The organism is Acidobacteriota bacterium, assembly GCA_022562055.1.
Lineage (GTDB): Bacteria > Actinomycetota > Acidimicrobiia > Spongiisociales > UBA5794 > BMS3BBIN02.
On sequence record JADFQA010000034.1, the window covers coordinates 15,138 to 33,646 of the forward strand.

The 18,509-nt window shown below is 58.5% G+C and carries 17 protein-coding genes; 11 read left to right on the forward strand and 6 right to left on the reverse strand.

Annotation, left to right across the window (positions count from 1 at the left end; translation table 11 throughout):
* Nucleotides 1-4 precede the first annotated feature (4 nt).
* Together IIC71_11850 and IIC71_11855 are read right to left on the reverse strand one after the other, a co-directional pair.
* Nucleotides 5-1,033 carry a prolyl oligopeptidase family serine peptidase gene (locus tag IIC71_11850; protein MCH7669873.1) on the reverse strand — a complete coding sequence of 343 codons (1,029 nt, stop codon included), beginning with the start codon at nucleotides 1,031-1,033 and terminating at the stop codon, nucleotides 5-7.
* A gap of 402 nt (nucleotides 1,034-1,435) precedes the next feature.
* Entirely contained in the window at nucleotides 1,436-2,029 is a 594-nt protein-coding gene (locus tag IIC71_11855) for an S-layer homology domain-containing protein (GenBank protein MCH7669874.1), read from the reverse strand.
* Nucleotides 2,030-2,439: 410 nt separating this feature from the next.
* Between IIC71_11855 and acnA the strand changes: the two genes are divergently transcribed.
* Nucleotides 2,440-5,124: an aconitate hydratase AcnA gene (acnA, locus tag IIC71_11860; protein MCH7669875.1), complete on the forward strand. Its 2,685-nt coding sequence runs from the start codon at nucleotides 2,440-2,442 to the stop codon at nucleotides 5,122-5,124.
* A gap of 192 nt (nucleotides 5,125-5,316) precedes the next feature.
* Here acnA and IIC71_11865 read toward each other — a convergent pair whose 3' ends face one another.
* Entirely contained in the window at nucleotides 5,317-5,658 is a 342-nt protein-coding gene (locus IIC71_11865) for a hypothetical protein (protein MCH7669876.1), read from the reverse strand.
* A 58-nt stretch (nucleotides 5,659-5,716) separates the two neighbouring features.
* Nucleotides 5,717-6,829, reverse strand: a complete 1,113-nt coding sequence (locus tag IIC71_11870; GenBank protein ID MCH7669877.1) for a dipeptidase — start codon at nucleotides 6,827-6,829, stop codon at nucleotides 5,717-5,719.
* 50 nt (nucleotides 6,830-6,879) lie between these two features.
* Here IIC71_11870 and IIC71_11875 point away from each other — a divergent pair, with 50 nt between their 5' ends.
* Nucleotides 6,880-7,500, forward strand: coding sequence for a maleylpyruvate isomerase N-terminal domain-containing protein (locus IIC71_11875; protein MCH7669878.1), 621 nt, complete (start codon nucleotides 6,880-6,882; stop codon nucleotides 7,498-7,500).
* A gap of 196 nt (nucleotides 7,501-7,696) precedes the next feature.
* Here the strand turns inward: IIC71_11875 and IIC71_11880 are convergent, their stop codons facing one another.
* Both IIC71_11880 and IIC71_11885 read right to left on the reverse strand, forming a co-directional pair.
* The gene (locus IIC71_11880) at nucleotides 7,697-8,704 is read right to left on the reverse strand and encodes a class I mannose-6-phosphate isomerase (GenBank protein MCH7669879.1); all 1,008 of its coding nucleotides are present in this window, start codon (nucleotides 8,702-8,704) and stop codon (nucleotides 7,697-7,699) included.
* A gap of 281 nt (nucleotides 8,705-8,985) precedes the next feature.
* The gene (locus IIC71_11885; GenBank protein ID MCH7669880.1) at nucleotides 8,986-9,942 is read right to left on the reverse strand and encodes a LysR family transcriptional regulator; all 957 of its coding nucleotides are present in this window, start codon (nucleotides 9,940-9,942) and stop codon (nucleotides 8,986-8,988) included.
* A gap of 122 nt (nucleotides 9,943-10,064) precedes the next feature.
* Here IIC71_11885 and IIC71_11890 point away from each other — a divergent pair, with 122 nt between their 5' ends.
* From IIC71_11890 to IIC71_11930, 9 genes are all read left to right on the forward strand, one after another.
* Nucleotides 10,065-10,940, forward strand: a complete 876-nt coding sequence (locus IIC71_11890; protein ID MCH7669881.1) for a xanthine dehydrogenase family protein subunit M — start codon at nucleotides 10,065-10,067, stop codon at nucleotides 10,938-10,940.
* Between the two features lies 1 nt (nucleotide 10,941).
* Nucleotides 10,942-11,427 (forward strand): (2Fe-2S)-binding protein, encoded by a 486-nt coding sequence (locus IIC71_11895; GenBank protein ID MCH7669882.1) that lies wholly within the window; start codon nucleotides 10,942-10,944, stop codon nucleotides 11,425-11,427.
* On the forward strand, nucleotides 11,424-13,811 hold the full coding sequence (locus IIC71_11900) for a carbon-monoxide dehydrogenase large subunit (GenBank protein ID MCH7669883.1): 2,388 nt from the start codon (nucleotides 11,424-11,426) through the stop codon (nucleotides 13,809-13,811). Before IIC71_11895 ends, IIC71_11900 begins: the two co-directional genes overlap by 4 nt.
* A 5-nt stretch (nucleotides 13,812-13,816) precedes the next feature.
* Nucleotides 13,817-14,719, forward strand: coding sequence for an XdhC family protein (locus tag IIC71_11905; GenBank protein ID MCH7669884.1), 903 nt, complete (start codon nucleotides 13,817-13,819; stop codon nucleotides 14,717-14,719).
* Nucleotides 14,720-14,766: 47 nt separating this feature from the next.
* Nucleotides 14,767-15,306 (forward strand): nucleotidyltransferase family protein, encoded by a 540-nt coding sequence (locus IIC71_11910; GenBank protein ID MCH7669885.1) that lies wholly within the window; start codon nucleotides 14,767-14,769, stop codon nucleotides 15,304-15,306.
* Nucleotides 15,303-16,190: a MoxR family ATPase gene (locus IIC71_11915; protein MCH7669886.1), complete on the forward strand. Its 888-nt coding sequence runs from the start codon at nucleotides 15,303-15,305 to the stop codon at nucleotides 16,188-16,190. Before IIC71_11910 ends, IIC71_11915 begins: the two co-directional genes overlap by 4 nt.
* Nucleotides 16,191-16,229: 39 nt before the next feature.
* Complete coding sequence (locus IIC71_11920; protein ID MCH7669887.1) at nucleotides 16,230-16,874, forward strand: SRPBCC family protein; 645 nt, start codon at nucleotides 16,230-16,232, stop codon at nucleotides 16,872-16,874.
* Complete coding sequence (locus IIC71_11925; protein MCH7669888.1) at nucleotides 16,871-18,082, forward strand: VWA domain-containing protein; 1,212 nt, start codon at nucleotides 16,871-16,873, stop codon at nucleotides 18,080-18,082. Before IIC71_11920 ends, IIC71_11925 begins: the two co-directional genes overlap by 4 nt.
* Nucleotides 18,083-18,239: 157 nt before the next feature.
* A partial coding sequence (locus IIC71_11930; protein MCH7669889.1) for a hypothetical protein occupies nucleotides 18,240-18,509 on the forward strand: 270 nt, incomplete at its 3' end.

An 18,509-nucleotide genomic window follows, 5' to 3' on the forward strand; every position in this document is an offset into this window, starting at 1 on the left:
AGTTCTACGACGACACGAAGAAGTCCCACGCAAGCCTGACACCACCAGCGTCTCGGCATAGCGGTCCCACGATGGGTTCGAGGAGTAGCTCGCCGGCGAAGGTGTAGTTCGTCGACGGCATCGAGTGGCCGCCACCTTCCATGGTCAAGATCTCCAGCGCGGCACCGCCCGGCCCCGCATTGAACCGTTCGGTCGTGAGCGTGCAGCCGTCGCGGCGGTTGGTGTTCTTGATCTGGACGATTCCGAGACCGTCCGGTGTGGCACGGTTCGTCTTGATCCACCACTCTCGGGTTTCAGCAACCGACTTCACAGTCCCGCGGTCGCGATCAGCGATCTTGCCACCGTCCCAGGGCATAAGTGGGTCCTCGGTGCCATTTGCGAGGAGAAGCGGTACGGGCGAGTCAGGACCCACCAAGTCGTCCCGATCGGGAAGGTTCGCAATGAAGGAGGCTCCGGCTGCGAACGTTTCGGGTGTTTCGATCAGCAGCCGTTGGGCCATCATCCCGCCGTTCGACAGGCCCGTCACGAACACTCGATCCGGGTCGACATCGTGGTGTTCGATCACCCAATCGATCACGCGGTTGATGAACTCGACGTCGTCGGCCTCTGAGTCACCAACGCTAAACGGTGAGCGAAGGTCATTCCACTGCTGACGGTTGCCCGTGGTGTCGCCTGTTGTTGGGTTCACCCCGTTCGGTGCCACCACGACGAATCCCTTCTCCTCAGCCAGCGCCACCCAGTCGCCACTTCCGGCTCCTTTTAGGACCGCCCGCATATCTCTGGTCCCGCCGTGGAGCAGTACCACTAGCGGTGCGTTGGCACCGACGCTCGGAGGCCGCACGACGGTGAACACCCGTTGGAGGCCGTCGACATCAATAGTGATTTCTCCGGTCGCACCGACCCGGGATGCATCGGGACGGTCGGGCTGCGCGGTTGTGACGACCGGCTGCGACGAATCGGCCTGCTGAGCGGTCTCGGCCGGTTCGGTGCGACGTCGGTCACCTCCACGGCTTGCGACCACCAATACAAGCATGACGAAGACCGCGGCGAATTTCCAGACACGACGTCTCCGCCGGCGACCAGCGCGTGGTTGCCGCGGGGCTTTCAGGAATACCTCATATCGGTATCATTGTCGGCCGTGGGAGCGTCTCTTTGAGGTTTCCAGGTTCGCAAGCGAACGCGGATCGCTATTGCCGGAGTCCACCTGTTTCGATACCTGTGAGCTTCCGTTCCCTTTTCCGCTTCCACGATCCAAGATCGGTGACTGCTCGACATAGCGGCTGGCGGTTGCGTACTTTGTTGTGACCACGGTTTCTATCGGCCGTCGCCAACCTCACGCACACCCACCACCGCCAGATACGCCCGGTCGCCTTGGGCAAGGCGCAACATGGGGGACCACGGATGTGGTCCCCCATGTTGCGTTGTTTGGTCGGTGTTAGTTGCCCATCAGCAACACGGTGAACCTTCCGTCAGCGAGACTTCCCGTCGAGTCGTAGCAAGCCACCCTGACGGTGCCCCCGCCCCAGCCGCTGTTTTGGCAGTTGACACCAGCTGACGCGTACGTCGACACTTGCGAGTGACCGATGGTTCCCCAGCCGGGGAAGGTCACGACGTACCTGCCGACTGCGGTCCGGGTGTAGGTTATTGCAGCTCCTTCGGAATTGTACGCGTAAGTGGCGTCCGCCGTGATAGGCGCATCAAGAGTCGGAGACGTGGTTTGTGCCCACATCCATGCTGTTCCGCCATAGACTTCCTTGGCGTCAACAACCTGATTGGTTGACAATCTGCGCATGAACGCCGCCATCTGTTCTCGCGTGACCGAGTCACCGGGGCAGAATTTTCCGTCTCCACAACCCAGCGTCACGCCTGTGTCAGCCAGCCATTCAATGTCGTCGTGAAATATGTTGCTGTCCGGAACATCGCTGAATGAGTGTGCCGCCCACGCCCCCGCCGGCAATAGCAACGCTGCTGCAACGATAAACGCTGCAAACAAGTATGCGTGCTTTTTCTGGATGGATATGTTGATCATATGTCGCTTCTCCCTTTTAGACGCCCCCTTCAATCAACCTCATAACCCTACCGATCGGAAGTGCGGTTGTGGGGACTGTCTTTTTCAGCGAGACCGTCGTGTACGGTGGGTCCGTCCGGCTCGCGCGCAACGTTGGGTGCGCCGGGTGTTCCTCGTTGCTCCGCTGCTCACCGTCGGCGTCGAGATAAGAGCCTGGTGGGACGCTCCGGCAGATCGGCGACTGAAACATTGGTCACTATTTTCGAAATCGCATGGGGTTGATCGCCGCGACTGAGAAAGATTCCGTGGATGTTTCGAGAAGTAGCCATGAATCGTTCTTGCGGGCGATTCATGGCCTGGAGACTTCAGCATTGTCGGTACACTGAGGTGCGGCGCGAGAGTTGCCAGTTTGAAAAGATCGAGAGCTTCGCATGAACACCCCACATGATCCGTACCAGGCACGAACGACCGTCTCCACATCGCTTGGCGAACGCACGATCTATCGGCTTGATGCCCTTAGAGACATGGGTGACATAGACTCGCTTCCCTACACGATCAAGGTTCTGCTCGAGTCTGTGTTGCGGAACCACGACGGTCGTATCGTCACCGACGACGATGTTCGGGTTTTGGCCCAGTACGATGCTTCCAAGGTCGGCGAGATCGAGATTGCGTTCAACCCGGGGCGTGTGGTGCTGCAGGATTTCACCGGCGTCCCAGCGGTAGTGGATCTTGCCGCGATGCGGTCCGCCATTGTGCGTATGACGGGTGACGAGAGCGCCGCCCAAAAAGTGAACCCGCAGGTCCCGGCCGATCTGGTCATCGACCATTCCGTCCAGGTAGATGCTTACAACTCGGGGATGGCCCTTCAGATCAACTCCGAGCGCGAGTTCGAGCGCAACCAGGAACGATATGAGTTCCTCAAATGGGGACAGAGCGCGTTTGACAACTTCAGCGTTGTCCCGCCGGCGACCGGCATCGTGCATCAAGTAAATCTTGAGTATCTCGCCAAGGTTGTGTGGGATGCGAACGGCATGCTGTACCCAGATTCGCTTGTCGGTACCGACTCTCACACCACCATGATTAACGGACTCGGTGTCGTTGGATGGGGTGTTGGAGGCATCGAGGCAGAGGCCGTGATGGTTGGGCAACCGATCTATATGCTGCTTCCCGAGGTTGTCGGGTTCAAACTCACCGGCTCCCTTCCAGAAGGCACAACTGCAACCGACCTGGTACTCCGCGTCACCGAGATGCTTCGGGGGCTTGGCGTGGTCGGCAAGTTTGTCGAGTTCTTCGGTCCTGGCCTGGCCGACATGCCGCTTGCGAACCGTGCGACGATCGCCAATATGGCACCCGAATACGGTGCCACGGTCGGCTTCTTTCCGGTGGATGAGCAGACACTGAAATATATGCGTCTGTCGGGGCGCGATGAGGCGCTTATCGAAACGGTCGAGCAGTACTGCCGGATCCAGGGGATGTGGCGCGAGGACAGTCGCCAGATCACCTATTCAGACACGCTTGAACTTGATATGGCGACGATCGAACCATCGCTCGCCGGTCCGAAACGTCCACAGGACCGCATCGCGCTTTCGAACATGAAGGCCCAGTGGCACACGGATCTCGCCGGGCAGCTGCGCACCGACGGCGAGGTTTTCCCTGTCGAGGGAGTCGAAGTCACGTCCGAAGGTGCAACGTTTCACTTGGCCGATGGCGATGTCGTCATTGCGGCAATCACGTCGTGTACCAATACGTCGAATCCCGATGTCATGGTCGCCGCCGGGCTTGTTGCGCGCAAGGCTCGCGAGCGTGGCATCACCCGCAAACCGTGGGTGAAGACTTCACTGGCTCCAGGGTCCAAGGTGGTCATTGAGTATCTGGAGCGGGCCAACCTGCTTGTCGATCTTGAAGCGGCGGGTTTTTATAACGTCGGGTTCGGGTGTACGACGTGCATTGGGAACTCCGGTCCGCTACCGGATGAGATCTCCGCCGCGATCAACGACAACAATCTTGTCGCGACGTCGGTGCTGTCCGGCAACCGGAACTTTGAAGGTCGCATCTCGCCCGACGTTCGTGCGAATTACCTGGCGTCACCACCGCTGGTTGTTGCCTATGCGCTTGCGGGGACGGTGGACATCGACCTCGCTTCAGAACCGATTACTCAGGATGCCGACGGGAATGATGTGTTCCTCAAGGACATCTGGCCCACTCAGGCCGAGGTGAACCAGATCGTGGCTTCTTCGGTGACCCGTGAGCAGTTCCTGGAGCAGTACGGCAACGTGTTCGAGGGAAGCGACGAATGGCGGGACATCGATAGCTCGGAGTCGTCGCTGTATCCGTGGAATGACGCTTCGACGTATATTCAGGAGCCGCCGTTTTTCGTCGACCTCGCACCGGACCCGACCCCGATTGTTCCCATTGCGGGTGCCCGGGTGCTTGCAAAATTGGGCGATTCGATCACAACCGACCACATTTCTCCGGCGGGCGCAATCGGTCCGGATACTCCCGCCGGCAAGTTCCTTACCGAGTCTGGTGTCGAACTTCGCATGTTTAACTCGTACGGGTCGCGCCGCGGTAACGACCGCGTGATGACCCGTGGCACGTTCGCCAACATCCGGGTCCGTAACCAACTAGCCCCGGGAACCGAGGGTGGGTGGACGCTCGACTTCACCGACGGGGAGGTAAAGAGTATCTACGACGCCAGTCTCAGCTACAAAGATGCCGGGATTCCTCTCGTTGTGCTCGGCGGCAAGGACTACGGCATGGGATCGTCGCGCGACTGGGCTGCGAAGGGAACGTTCCTTCTGGGTGTCAAAGCCGTGATTGTCGAGTCGTACGAACGTATTCACCGCTCCAATCTCGTGATGATGGGTGTGCTGCCGCTTACCTACGTCGATGGCGAGAATGCTGACTCGCTGGGCTTGGATGGTTCCGAGACGTTTGCGATCGATGTCGACGATTCGCTGACGCCACGTCAGCTAGTGAAAGTGACGGCGTCGAAAGCAGATGGATCGAAAACCGAGTTTATGGCGATTGTCAGGTGTGACACCCCGGTCGAAGTCGAGTACCTTCGCCACGGTGGCATCCTCCACATGGTGCTGAGAAGAATGGCCGAGTCCTAAGACGTCGAGACTCGCCGTGGCTTCTTGATCGAGTTGTATTGGGAGACCCGTGGTCACGGCACGAAGTCAGTTATGGACCAGCGCGTGTTTCCCACGCACGATGGTTTAGGTTCGGCTACCCAGTCGATGCGCGCTATCCACGCGGCTGCTGCAGGGCCCCCTCCTCGACGCTTGATCCTCCACCACCGAAAGTCACGTTGTCTCCGTACGACAGAGTGTGAGAAACACCATCCAGGGTCTGGAACGAGATCGAATTCGCCTCTCGTAACCATGTGGTCCGATCAGCGGGCCACACCAGCAGAACGCTTTCCGTTCCTGTCTCCACCACAGTGCAGTCGCCGTTAGGGCGAGCACGCCGCCGATCAGAGCCTCGTCGCCGCCATTCGGTACCGCAGGACCAACGGCGAGTGGCCCCCACGAGGACTCCCCTTCAGCGTCGTTCTTGCTACCGTCACCGCAGCCGGCAGCGACAAGGATGACGACCATCGCGATCCCGACCCAGTGTCTCAATCCGACAAATGAACGCAGAATCATGGCGCCAACTCTATTCCGTCGATTATCACGCTACTAGGGGGCGATACGGTCGTGACACCTAGCGTTCGTTGGCCTCTAGGACTCTCAGAATGTTTTCGCCGAGCATCTTTCTGATATCGGTCTCGGACCACGATCTCGCAAGTAACCCGGCCGTAATGTTCGGGTATGTCGACACATCCTCGAGACCCTTGGGGAGCGAGGTGATGCCGTCGAAGTCGGATCCGAGACCGACGTGATCGATACCCGCGACTTCGGCGATATGTTCGATGTGGTCGAGGACGATCTCGATATCACCCATGGGTATAGGGTTCTGAGCGGTGTACTCCGCCATTGCCTCACGAAAGTCGTCCTCGTTGGAAGTTGACGTACGGATTCTGCGTGTTGCGGCAAAGAGTTTCATCGTGTCGTCGCCGGTGTCGGGGACGACGAACAACGAGAAGAAGTTCACCATGACGACACCGCCATTTCCACAAACGGCCCGCAACACATCGTCGGGCACATTACGAGGGTTGTCCGATACCGCATACGCCGACGAGTGTGATGCCATCACCGGGAGGGTGCTCACATCGAGAGCGTCGCGCATCGTGTCTGCGGAGACATGCGAGATGTCAACGATCATTCCCATGGCGTTCATCTCACGGACGACGTCGCGACCAAAGTCGGTGAGACCGCCGTGGCGCATCTCGTCGGTCGCCGAATCTGCCCAGTCGAGTGTGTCGGCGTGGGTGAGCGTCATGTAACGGACCCCGCGTTCAAACAACGTGTGGAGCTTGTCGATCGAGTTCTCGATGGAGTGTCCACCCTCGGCACCCATCAGACTTGCGGTCCGCCGAGAAGCTCTGATGCGCCGAACATCGTGGGCGGTGGTTGCTGCCTCGAACGCTGCGGGGTAACGCGCATTCATCTGTTCGACGAGATCGATCTGTTCCATCGTGTGTTTGAAAGGCGCTTCGCTTTCGCACGGCACATACACCGACCAAAACTGAGCACCGACACCACCACGGCGGAGACGTTCGATATCGGTGTGGACGTGGGGGAGAGGCGTTGACGGGTCCATCGAGTCAAACGACGAGCCCGCCCTAGTCCGCACCTCCCACGGGAAGTCGTTATGGCCATCAACCACCGGCAGATCGTCATGAATCCGCTGGGCGGCGTCGGCGAAATCTGTCATGTGTCTATCGAACGTTCGGTGGAGGCCAAGATGCTTGTATCTTGCCACTCATGCGAGATGCTGCACTACTTCTTCAGATCGAGGCCGAGGCCTACCAGCCACTCCTCGAAGGCCTCACGCCCGCCGACTTCGACAGACAGACGGTGTGCGACTTGTGGTCGGTGCGCGACGTAGTTGCGCACCAGTCGGCGGTTCTCCAAATTGTGGAATCGGGGGATCAGGCCTCATTCACCCCGGAGTCAAACCAAGAGGACGTCGATCATCGCAAGACGTGGGACATCGGTCGGCTTCTTGGCGAGTTGTTCGGCGGATACGCCAATGTCATTGCCAAGATCGATGCTGCCGGCGGTGCGCTCGATTCATTCGGCCTCGCCCAGTTCATCCACGGTGGCGATGTGAGAGATGCTGTCGACGCCGACGACGCGTTTGCAAGCCCTGGCCATGAGATTGCTGTTGACCTTCTCCACGACAAGTCCACCGTGATGAAAAAGATGCCGGTCGTCACCCGGATCGACGGTGTGTTACGCCAGTTCGGGTCAGATCTTGATCCGGTAGGACATCTCGCAACCGACACGGAGACTTTCGTGAGATTGTGTGGCGGACGCAACCCGGATCCCACCAAGTGGTCGGTCGAAGGCATGTCGGCAGCAGACTTTGTGCTGTATAACTGATGCGACGCGTGAACGTGGTGGGGACATCCAGGATACGGAGCTAGATGACAATTCTGGAGGTATCAACCCACCGCTCGGTATTCGTCTCGCAATGATGGGCTACGACGAACTCAAGCGGGTGATAGCTGAGAGCCGACCGTGAACGATCGTCGGTCTCGTAGCGTTGAAGCCGGGCGGTGAGACCCGGCGGGAGCCTTCACGGACCGTTGACGAGGCCCGTCTCAAGGAGGACGGTTGGTTGGACGACGTGCACAGTTGTCTCGGTTGCGATCACAGCCGGGAGCACGATCGTTGAGCCAATCGGAAACACTGTGGCCCCTTCACCGGGGGCTTGTATGGACACGGATCCGTCGGCAACCATCAACACCCGAAGTTCTTCCGCATTGTGCAACGCGATCTTGCCTGCGTCGTAGCGGTGTTCGCGTTGCCAGTAGTGATCGGTCGCGATAAGCAGCCGGGTGCGGTCGACCTGCGAAGGAGCGAGGTAGGTTCCAAGGTCCGAAGACATTTCGAGCGTGTCGAGCGCTTCGGTGATGTGGAGCGTGCGAGGTTCCCGCCCATACTCTTCGGTCCAGTCGTAAATCCGAAAGGTTGTGTCGCTCGGCGTCTGGGTCTCGGCAACGACGACACCCGCACCAAGGGCATGGACGACACCCGCCGGCAGGTGGTGAAAGTCGCCGGGACGGGCATCAAAGGTTTGTAGGAGTTCAACGATGGCTGGCGTCCCGGCTGTGGCAGCGACGTCCGCAATAGAGACTCCGTCGCGAAATCCCTTGTACAACGCTGCTCCGGGGCGGGCGTCGAGGACGTACCACGATTCGGTTTTCAACGCTGCTCCCGAATGGCGAGCGACGTACTCCGCATTGGGATGGACCTGAATCGACAGGTGCTCGTTGGCATCGAGCAGTTTGACGAGCAACGCAAAGGCGCCGTCGGGCATTGCGGTGGCTGTGCCGAGGAAATCAGAACCATAGGTTGCAATCAAGGCTGACAGGGCCAAACCGCGTTGCGGTCCGCTAGCGACATACGAATGTGACTCGGCTGCGTCCGTGGCCGTGCCATCGGGGAGGTCGGCGATCTCCCAGCTTTCGCCGACAAGCTCGCCGATCGGCAGCGTCTTACCAAATCGCTCCAAAGCGCGACCGCCCCATGGCTTAAGCACCAAGATGGGTTCGAATGTCAAAAGTCCGAGCGGCGGGATCATCGTTGTGGAGTGTATCCGTTTCGCCGCATTCCTAGAAGATCGAAGCGCTGCACCACACAAGACGCGCGTCGCGCAGGGATGGCGGGAGCACCGGATCGATCTGCCGGTCGGCTACCGCGCGTTCCTCTTCACGATCGGAGGGATGAGATTTGGCGCAAATCGGTCCGAGCTTGCCGGATACAGAATCCGTACTGAGTAGAAGGACCGAACTGTTTTCCGAATCTATAGTGATCGACTGGTTGCTGATCTAGAAAATGGCTGAGAGGATTGACGAAATCCGACTAATTCCACAACGTGACATGCACACTCGGTCGGAAATGCCGGATGTTGGCGCCTGAACCCGAGAGCATCGCTCGGGTGGCTCGGGGGGTCGTGATGAAACGCATGAGTTCGGCGGCCACGGCTGTGGTCTGCGACGAGACCAGAGACGTGGCCGTCCACACACCAGATTCCGTCGTACCCCGAGCGGAAATTCGCTTGAGGCTTCCATTGGCTAGATAGCTGGCGGTCCGAAAATCAGGAAGGATTGCAATGCCTCCGTTGGTTTGGATCTCGCTGATGGCAGCGGCGTGGCTCTGAAATATTCGTTGATTTTCTTCAGGCACGGCGAAGCGCTTGAGCAGGCGAGCAGTTGCGCCACGCTCTTCAGCAGCCGATGGACCAAGGAACCATGTCTGCGAGCGGAGAGTCGCCGCATCGCCTCGACTCTTTGCCAACGGGTGATTGGCGCTCGCAACGATTACCAACTCGTACCTTAGAAACTGGCTGCTCCGAAAACTGTGTGTGGAGATAGGACTCATCGGGGAGATAACGATGTCGGCTTGGCGAGACGAGAGGAGTTCGGCAGCCCGGTGGCTCGGGTGGACGCTCATCTCGACCTCGATGTCGTTGGCGCGCTTCTTGAAAAGTTCTAGAAGACCCGCAGCGGCGTATTCGGCAAAGAGACTTGTGGTTGCCAGTCTCAATACCCGCTGACCGCGGCTGGCGGCGAGCACTTCTTGACGGGTCTGTTCTTGCAATCCCAAGAGTTCTTGCGCCCGAGCTGCTAACCGTAACCCGCCCGGAGTAAATGCCAGCCCGGCCGACGACGGATGGTAGAGCGGGTCGTTCAACTCCTTGCGCAGCGCTGCGGTGTGAGAAGAGATGGCCGCCGCGCTGATTCCCAATTCGTCAGCCGCCGCCTTGGCGGTGCCGTGTCTGACGATCGCTGCAAACGCTCTTAGCTGTGTCGGTGTCACGTACCCGCACTTTCTGATGTTGTCAGCATCTATCAAGCGATTTAAGGCATCCCTTAAGTCACTATTGACCGATGCGGGGATGCGTCGGTAGATTCGGATTGTACCCGACCTGGGAGCCTGAAATGCAAGTACCTGCGCCGTTCGAATATGAGCGGGCCACTAGCGTCGAGCATGCTATCGCGTTGCGAGAGCGTTTAGGTGAGGAGGCGAGATTCATTGCTGGCGGCCACAGTCTGCTGCCGATGATGAAGCTCAGACTCGCGAATCCTGAATATCTGATCGACATCAACGATCTCACAGAACTGTTCTACATCACTGAGGCGGAGGGGGAAATTCGGATCGGAGCGATGACGCGGCATCGTGATTTGCTTGATTCTGACTTGTTGGCTCAGCACTTCCCGATCTTTCGCGATGCAGAGAAAGTCATTGCCGACCCGGTAGTTCGTAACCGTGGAACGCTCGGCGGATCGCTCTGCCAAGCCGACCCTTCAGAGGATCTGACCGCGGTATGCAACGCACTCGATGCGTCCTGCGTGATCAAATCGACCAGTGGAGAGCGTGTCGTATCGATGAGCGATTTCCACGTTGGACCCTACGAGACAGCAGTGGGTCCCGCTGAAATGCTGACCGAAATCCGCATTCCGCTGAAACCCAACTCAGGTAGCGCGTATGAAAAGGTTGAACGTCGAGCGGGCGACTGGGCAATAGTCTCGGCGGGTGCTGCAATCTGGATGGATGGTGATCGAATCGCCGATGGAAGGGTCGGACTTGCAGCTGTCGGCCCGAACACCACTTTGATTGGACCTGTGTCCGACGCGCTCCACAATGTCGTGCCGTCCGAAGACCTCTACGAGGCAGTAGGAGAGATTGCGGCTGCGAACTGCGCCCCCCAAGACGATCTACGAGGGACGGTTGCCTATAAGACGCACCTTGCGAAAGAACTTACCCGGCGAGCACTACGGCGGGCTGTGGCCCGAGTCCAAGGACAGGAGGCCTGAGATGCAGGTGAACATGACCATCAACGGCCAAGAGATCAGCGAGGAGATCGAGCCTCGCCTCCTTCTCGTGCATTTCATCCGAGACCAAGTCGGTCTCACAGGAACTCATTGGGGCTGTGACACCAGCAACTGCGGGACGTGCGTCGTACTAGTCGACGGCGAGCCGGTGAAGTCCTGCACGATGCTTACGGCAATGGCCGGCGGCCACGACATTACAACCGTCGAAGGCCTCGAAGTGGATGGGGTCCTTGACCCGATACAGGAGGGATTCATGCAATGCCATGGGTTGCAGTGTGGCTTTTGCACACCCGGCATGATGCTGACCGCACGGGCACTTCTAGACAAGAACGCCGACCCGAGTGATGCCGAGATCCGGGAGGCCATTTCTGGCCAGATCTGCCGTTGTACGGGGTATGCAACCATCGTGCGATCCATTCAGTGGGCCGCTAACAATCAGCTAGAAGCTGCGATCGGGAGTACATCATGACCACAACCGAAACTCCGACCGAGGCAGCAGAAGAGCAAGAACGGCCGATCGGATTCGGTCGATTACTGCGGAAAGAAGACCCTCGACTGATTCGCGGGATGGGAAACTTTGTTGATGACATCCAGCTTCCTGGCATGCTGCACCTCGCGATATTGCGGTCCCCAATGGCGCATGCCCGAATCGTCAGCATTGATACGTCGGCGGCGCTTGCTCACCCCAAGGTGGTTGCGGTCATCACAGGTGAGGATCTTGCCGAGAAAGGTCTGGCGTGGATGCCGACCCTCTCCAACGACACACAGGCAGTGTTGGCGACCGACAAGGTTCGATTCCAGCACCAGGAGGTCGCCTTCGTTGTCGCTGAGGACCGATACTCGGCGCGCGACGCGCTTGAACTCATCGTTGTCGACTACGAGCGGCTTGATCCGGTAATCGACGTTCGTAAGGCGCTTGATGCCGATGCTCCGTTGATTCGCGATGACCTTGAAGACAAGACTGACAACCGGATCTTTGACTGGGAGACCGGTGACGAGGCCGCGACCGCTGAGGTATTCGACAGCGCCGACGTCGTAGTCAGCGAGGAAATTATCTACCCGCGAGTTCACCCTGCACCGATGGAAACGTGCGGATGTGTTGCCGACGTCGAACGTGTGTCGGGCAAGTTGACGCTGTGGTGCACGTCGCAGGCACCGCATGCGCACCGCACCATCTATGCATTGGTCACAGGTTTACCGGAACATAAAATTCGGATAATTGCGCCCGATATCGGCGGAGGCTTCGGCAACAAAGTGCCGATCTACCCCGGGTATGTGTGTGCGATTGTGGCTTCGCTGGTGATCGGCAAGCCCGTGAAATGGATGGAGGATCGTACCGAGAACCTGGTCAGCACAGGATTTGCCCGTGACTACATCATGAAGGCCGAAATCGCAGCCACGAAGGATGGAAAGATCCTCGCGGTACGCAGCGAAGTGCTTGCGGACCATGGAGCATTCAACGGGGTCGCCTCGCCCGCCAAGTACCCTGCCGGGTTCTTTGGTGTGTTCACAGGCAGCTACGACCTTGAGGCAGCGTATACGAAGATGACGGCCGTGTATACGAACAAGGCGCCGGGCGGCGTCGCGTACGCGTGTTCTTTCCGGATCACCGAGGCGGTCTACATGGTGGAACGTCTTGTCGACTGTCTCGCATACGAATTGGAAATGGACCCAGCCGAACTCCGTCTGAAGAACCTTCTCAAGCCCGAGCAGTTTCCGTACACGACGAAAACGGGATGGGTGTACGACTCGGGCAACTACGAGCCGGCGATGCGCAAGGCCATGGACATGGCTGGTTATGACGAACTGCGTCGCGAGCAGGCTGAGAAACGTGAGCGCGGAGAGCTGATGGGTATCGGTGTTTCATTTTTCACTGAGGCCGTGGGCGCAGGGCCCCGCAAGGACATGGACATCCTGGGTCTCGGAATGGCCGACGGCTGCGAACTCCGTATTCATCCCACTGGCAAGGCGGTGGTACGTCTGTCGGTGAAGTCACAGGGTCAAGGACACGAGACAACATTTGCGCAGATAGTCTCGGAAGAAATCGGCATTCCTCCAGAAGACATTGAAGTTGTGCAGGGCGATACCGACAACACGCCGTTCGGTCTGGGCACCTACGGGAGCCGGTCCACGCCGGTGTCGGGTGCTGCCGCGGCCCTCGTGACCCGCAAGGTGCGCGACAAGGCACAGATCATCGCCTCCGGCATGCTGGAAGTTTCCGTTGCGGACCTTGAGTGGAACAAGGGTTCGTTTTCGGTGAAGGGCGATCCGTCTAAATCGGTGACGATTCAAGAGATTGCGTTCAGGTCCTACGGCGCCGGTGACTTGCCCGAGGGAGTCGAAGGCGGACTCGAGGCGCAGATCTGTTACAACCCGGAGAACTTGACGTACCCGTTCGGCGCATACATCTGCGTCGTCGACATCGATCCCGGTACTGCTGTTGTCAAAGTACGACGCTTTATTGCGGTCGACGACTGCGGCACACAGATCAATCCGATGATCATTGAAGGGCAAGTGCACGGCGGCCTAACGGATGGCATTGGCATGGCAATGATGCAGATGGTTTCGTTCGATGAGGACGGCAACTGCCTTGCTGGTTCGTTCATGGACTACCTGATTCCCACGGCGTTGGAAACGCCAACATGGGAGACCGGTTACACCGTCACGCCGTCGCCGCATCACCCGATCGGCGCAAAGGGAATTGGCGAGTCGGCAACGGTTGGTTCACCTCCAGCTGTTGTCAACGCAATCGTCGATGCCCTGAAGCCGTACGGCGTTCGGCACGCCGACATGCCACTGACACCGTCGCGGGTGTGGGAGGCCATGCAGGGCAACCACACTCCGCCGATCTGACATCGATGCTGGCCCATCGACGTCAGGCTGATCGCGCCGCAGAACTTACGGCACAGGATATTGCCTTTGTGCAGGCGACCGTCGTGCGAGCGCAGTGCCCGACCTCAACAAGGCCTGGAGATTCAGCGATCATTTTGGCTGACGGAACGATCGAGGGATTTGTTGGAGGTCAGTGTGCGGAGAGTTCTGTGCGCGCGGCGGCGGCCTCTATTTTCGATTCTGGCGAGGCCCTGTTGTTGCGAATTCTGCCCGAGGGCGAAGACGACTTCCCCGAGAGCGAAGGGGCTAAAACGGTCGTCAACCCTTGTCTCTCGGGTGGTGCCGTCGAGGTCTTCCTTGAGCCGATGCTGCCGTCACCGAGAGTCACTCTGGTCGGAACGTCGCCCATTGCGAGCGCGCTCGAGCTCTTCGCTGGTCACCTTGGATTTCTGGTCCAAAACTGCGACCCGAAAACGTTGGACCTAAACAACTGCGTGGCTGTTCTCATATCTAGCCATGGCCGTTTCGAAGGCGAGGCGATTCGAACCGCTCTCGACGGGGGAGTGAAATTCATCGGACTGGTTGCGAGCGCGGCAAGGGGGAAAGCCGTTCTCGTCGAGCTCAATCTGTCCGAGGACGAGCGACGCATTGTAAGAACGCCGATAGGGATCGACATCGGCGCCAAAACGGCCGAAGAAATTGCACTTTCGATCTTGGCCGAATTAGTTCGGGCCGTTCGAAAAGAGGGGCTCAGGCCGACGTCGCCGATTGTGACCGATAGACCCGAATCTGCACTTGACCCCGTGTGCGGCATGACGGTGGTCGTTGCTCACGACACTCCACACCTTGTCGTTGACGGCATTGACCATTGGTTCTGCAACTCAGGTTGTCGGACACGCTATGCCGAGGAAATCGGTCTCACCCTGTGAACAGGTTTGTAGTGGGACTTGTTCTGGGTGCCGGTGCCTCGCAGCGAATGGGACAGCCTAAACAGTTGCTGCCCTACCGAGGCAAACCCCTGTTGCAATCCGCGGTAGACAACGCGCTCGGCGCAGAGTTCGCTCAGGTTGTCGTCGCCATCGGAGGAGCTGCCTCCGAGGTGCGGGCATCAATTGACTTTGGAGCTGCAGTGGTCGTCGAAAACGTGCGCTTTACGGCGGGATGTTCTTCGTCGATCTTGGCCGCCCTCGACGTGGTTGACGCCAAGGCCCAAGGTATCGTTTTGCTTCTTGGTGACCAGCCAGACGTTTCTACCTCGACGATGAACCGGTTCGTTGCCGATGCCGACGGTCCCCTTGCTGTATCTCGTTATGCCGACGGGCGGGGCCATCCGTTGTGGTTTGGGAGGGAAATCTTTGACGATCTACGCAAGCTCCAAGGCGACAAGGCGGTATGGAAGCTCCTCGAATCTGGTCGCTATCCGGTTGATGAAATTTTCGTTGACGGCGTTGTGCCTGGAGATGTTGACACGTGGGACGACTACCGCCAACTATTGGCCAGTGAGTCAAACTCGTGACCGATTTCACCGATCGGGAGACGCTCATCACGGCGCTCGACGGAGCTGACTACCTCGTTGACGAGGGTCTTGCCACTGCGCTGTTCTTGGCCCAGGCTCTTCGGCAACCACTACTACTCGAAGGCGAGCCTGGCGTTGGCAAGACAACAGCGGCCAAGGCAATGGCTGCGGTCCTCGATGGACCGTTGATCCGCCTCCAATGTTATGAAGGCATCAGCGTCTCGGAAGCGCTGTACGAGTGGAACTACGCGCAGCAAATGTTGGCCATACGGATCGCCGAAGTATCGAACAATAGTGTCACCTCGGCCGACCTTTGCTCCGAAGAGTTTCTGCTCGATCGTCCGCTGCTGAAGTCTGTCCGACACCCTGGGCCAACTCCAGCCGTGTTGTTGATCGACGAGATCGATCGGGCGGATGACGAGTTCGAGGCGCTGCTACTTGAGTTCCTCGGTGAACAGTCTGTGACGGTTCCAGAACTCGGCACCTTTCGCGCGATTGTCGACCCGGTGGTAATCCTGACATCAAACAGAAGCCGCGAACTGCACGACGCCCTCAAACGACGCTGCTTATACCATTGGATCGAGTTTCCGTCGGTCGAGAGGGTCGCGCAGATCGTGCGACGAAACGTACCAAGCGCCGCCGAACCCCTCGTATCGGCGGCGACCGCGTTTGTTGGCCGAGCACGGCTTCTCGACCTCGACAAACCACCAGGAGTTTCCGAGGTGATCGACTGGGTCGGCGCACTCCATGCCTTGGGCATCACGCAACTCGACAATGCCAGCGTGCAAGCGACGCTTAGCGCGGTGGTTAAGACGCCTGACGACCACCGACGGACGACCGAGGCTTTGTCATCTCAAGAACTCACTGTGGAGACCTCCGCGTGATCAAGACCAATCGGACAAATGAATGGAAGACCGAGCACCATGAAAATTGAGAACGAATTTCGGGTCAACGCCCCTATCGAGGTGGCATGGAAGTTTCTCACCGACCTGCCGGCGATTACGCCGTGTTTGCCTGGAGCGAGACTCACGTCAGTTGAAGACGAAACATACAGCGGCACCATCAAGATCAAGGTGGGGCCCGTCACCGCCGAGTACTTGGGCACTGCCATCTTCGTGTCAAAAGATGACACTGCATATCGGGCAGAGATTTTGGCGAAGGGACGGGACTCACGCGGCTCTGGCAACGCAGACGCCGTAATCGTCGCTCAACTGACATCCGACGGCGATGTTACCGTGGTGAACATCGACACGGATCTCAAGATCAGCGGCAAGGTCGCCCAATTCGGCCGCGGCGTCATGATCGACGTGTCCAACAAGCTGATCGGTCAGTTTGTTGAGTGCCTCGAAGACAAGATCCGCGAGCAACGAGAAGAGGGTGCTGCTCACTCGGGGCCGGAAGGCGACGATGCAGAATCGATACTCACGATCGGTGACGACACTGAAGTTGAGGCTCTCGACCTCACCGCGGTCGCCAGCGGGGCGGTGCTCAAGAGAGTCGTTCCTGTTATCGCGGTGATCGCCGTGCTGATCCTATTCTGGCGAGTTGTCTTGTATGAGCGGCAGTGACCGCCGCGACGATCTTTCGGAATGTCGACAGCGCCATCTTTGTAGCGGCATTCGCCGATCGCCTACGGAACGCCGGGGTAGAAGTCGGGGTGCCTTCGGCCACCCGCTTCAGCGAAGCAATGTCGCATTGTGCCCCGACTGATGCCATCACTCTCTATTGGGTTGCCCGAACGTGTTTGATACACGATCGAAATGACCTTGATGTGTTCGATGTAGTTTTCGACCAAATCTTCGAAGGTGGAGGCCTGTCGATCAATCCCCGGCAGCGTGCTGTACCCCGGCCAATCGTCAAGCCCCAGGGAACGGTTATTCGAACCCCCGCCGCGACGGACATTGTGCGGGGGAGAATTGTCACGAACGCTCGGCCCATCATCGTCGACGACGGGGACGACGACGATGATGATGACGACGGCGGCAATGAATCTGTTTTGTCCGAGCTGCTACCTTCTGCTTTCAGTCATCTCGCAGACACGCCATTCGAGCAGCTCAGCATCTACGAACTCGATCTGATCGGTGGTTGGCTTGATGCCATGTTGATTACGTTTCCCACGAGACGGACCCGTCGTTTTCGGCCTGCCAACCGTCCCGGATCGATCGATCTTCGACGCACGATGAGCGTGGCACGCGCAACCGGTGGCGAGCCGATCCGACTTGTGCACCGGCGTTTACGTCGTCGACCGCGCAAGATTGTCATGCTTGCGGACATGAGTGGCTCCATGGAGGCTTTCAGTCGGATCTATTTGCATCTCATGAGGGGTCTTGTCACTCACGGGCACGCCGAGGTATTCATCTTCTCAACATCTTTGCGTCGAGTAACCACACAGTTGCGTGACCGCGATCCGTTGCGTGCAATAGATCGCTTGTCCGAAGAAGTCATCGATCGGTTCGATGGAACGAAGATTGCTTCCAGCATCCATCAGCTTTTAGCCAGTCCGATCTGGTCCAATGCGGTACGAGGGGCAATCGTGATCATCGCATCGGATGGGTGGGACGCTGATCCTACCGACATTCTCCAACAGCGTATGCTGCGACTCCGGAGGATGGCTCACCGGATCATCTGGATCAACCCCCGCTCGGCTGCCAACGATTTTGAACCGCTCGTCGGTGGCATGGCGGCAGCTCTTCCCTTCACCGATGAGCTGTTGAGCGGGCACACACTAAGCGCGATGCACGACGTGATTGCATCGATCGCCTCTGCCAGAAACTGACCCAACGATTGCATCGGATCGACACCGGTCCAGTTCGACTTCGAACGGCGCCGGAATTTTTTCCGAGTTTTCTTTTTTGGGGTGGCGTTTTGGGTCGTTTCGTGTCGGGGGTTGGTGTTACTTTTCGGGGTATGAGTACGTTTACCGTGTCGGATCGGTGACGCTCTCGGTTGAGGACGGCGAGGGTTTCGCTGACGCCATTGGGCGCATGTTTGACGATGAGATAGAGAAGACGGTTGTTGATCTGAAACATCAGGTCGATGTCACCACGGCACGGTTGTTGGTCGCGGTTGATGAGTTAGAACGCCGTGACATTCCCCGCATGGGGTACCGGTTGTCAACGACGGGGTGGTTGACCAGGTTCTTGGTCATGTCTGGTCGTGAGGCGTCAGGTTTGGTGAAAACCGCCCGCTCGTTGGCCAAAATG

Bases quoted from the DNA above. Each gene is read 5' to 3' on its own strand.
- IIC71_11850 (MCH7669873.1), bottom strand. From the start codon at position 1,033: ATGCTTGTATTGGTGGTCGCAAGCCGTGGAGGTGACCGACGTCGCACC.
- IIC71_11855 (MCH7669874.1), bottom strand. From the start codon at position 2,029: ATGATCAACATATCCATCCAGAAAAAGCACGCATACTTGTTTGCAGCG.
- acnA (MCH7669875.1), top strand. From the start codon at position 2,440: ATGAACACCCCACATGATCCGTACCAGGCACGAACGACCGTCTCCACA.
- IIC71_11865 (MCH7669876.1), bottom strand. From the start codon at position 5,658: ATGATTCTGCGTTCATTTGTCGGATTGAGACACTGGGTCGGGATCGCG.
- IIC71_11870 (MCH7669877.1), bottom strand. From the start codon at position 6,829: ATGACAGATTTCGCCGACGCCGCCCAGCGGATTCATGACGATCTGCCG.
- IIC71_11875 (MCH7669878.1), top strand. From the start codon at position 6,880: ATGCGAGATGCTGCACTACTTCTTCAGATCGAGGCCGAGGCCTACCAG.
- IIC71_11880 (MCH7669879.1), bottom strand. From the start codon at position 8,704: ATGATCCCGCCGCTCGGACTTTTGACATTCGAACCCATCTTGGTGCTT.
- IIC71_11890 (MCH7669881.1), top strand. From the start codon at position 10,065: ATGCAAGTACCTGCGCCGTTCGAATATGAGCGGGCCACTAGCGTCGAG.
- IIC71_11895 (MCH7669882.1), top strand. From the start codon at position 10,942: ATGCAGGTGAACATGACCATCAACGGCCAAGAGATCAGCGAGGAGATC.
- IIC71_11900 (MCH7669883.1), top strand. From the start codon at position 11,424: ATGACCACAACCGAAACTCCGACCGAGGCAGCAGAAGAGCAAGAACGG.
- IIC71_11905 (MCH7669884.1), top strand. From the start codon at position 13,817: ATGCTGGCCCATCGACGTCAGGCTGATCGCGCCGCAGAACTTACGGCA.
- IIC71_11910 (MCH7669885.1), top strand. From the start codon at position 14,767: ATGGGACAGCCTAAACAGTTGCTGCCCTACCGAGGCAAACCCCTGTTG.
- IIC71_11920 (MCH7669887.1), top strand. From the start codon at position 16,230: ATGAAAATTGAGAACGAATTTCGGGTCAACGCCCCTATCGAGGTGGCA.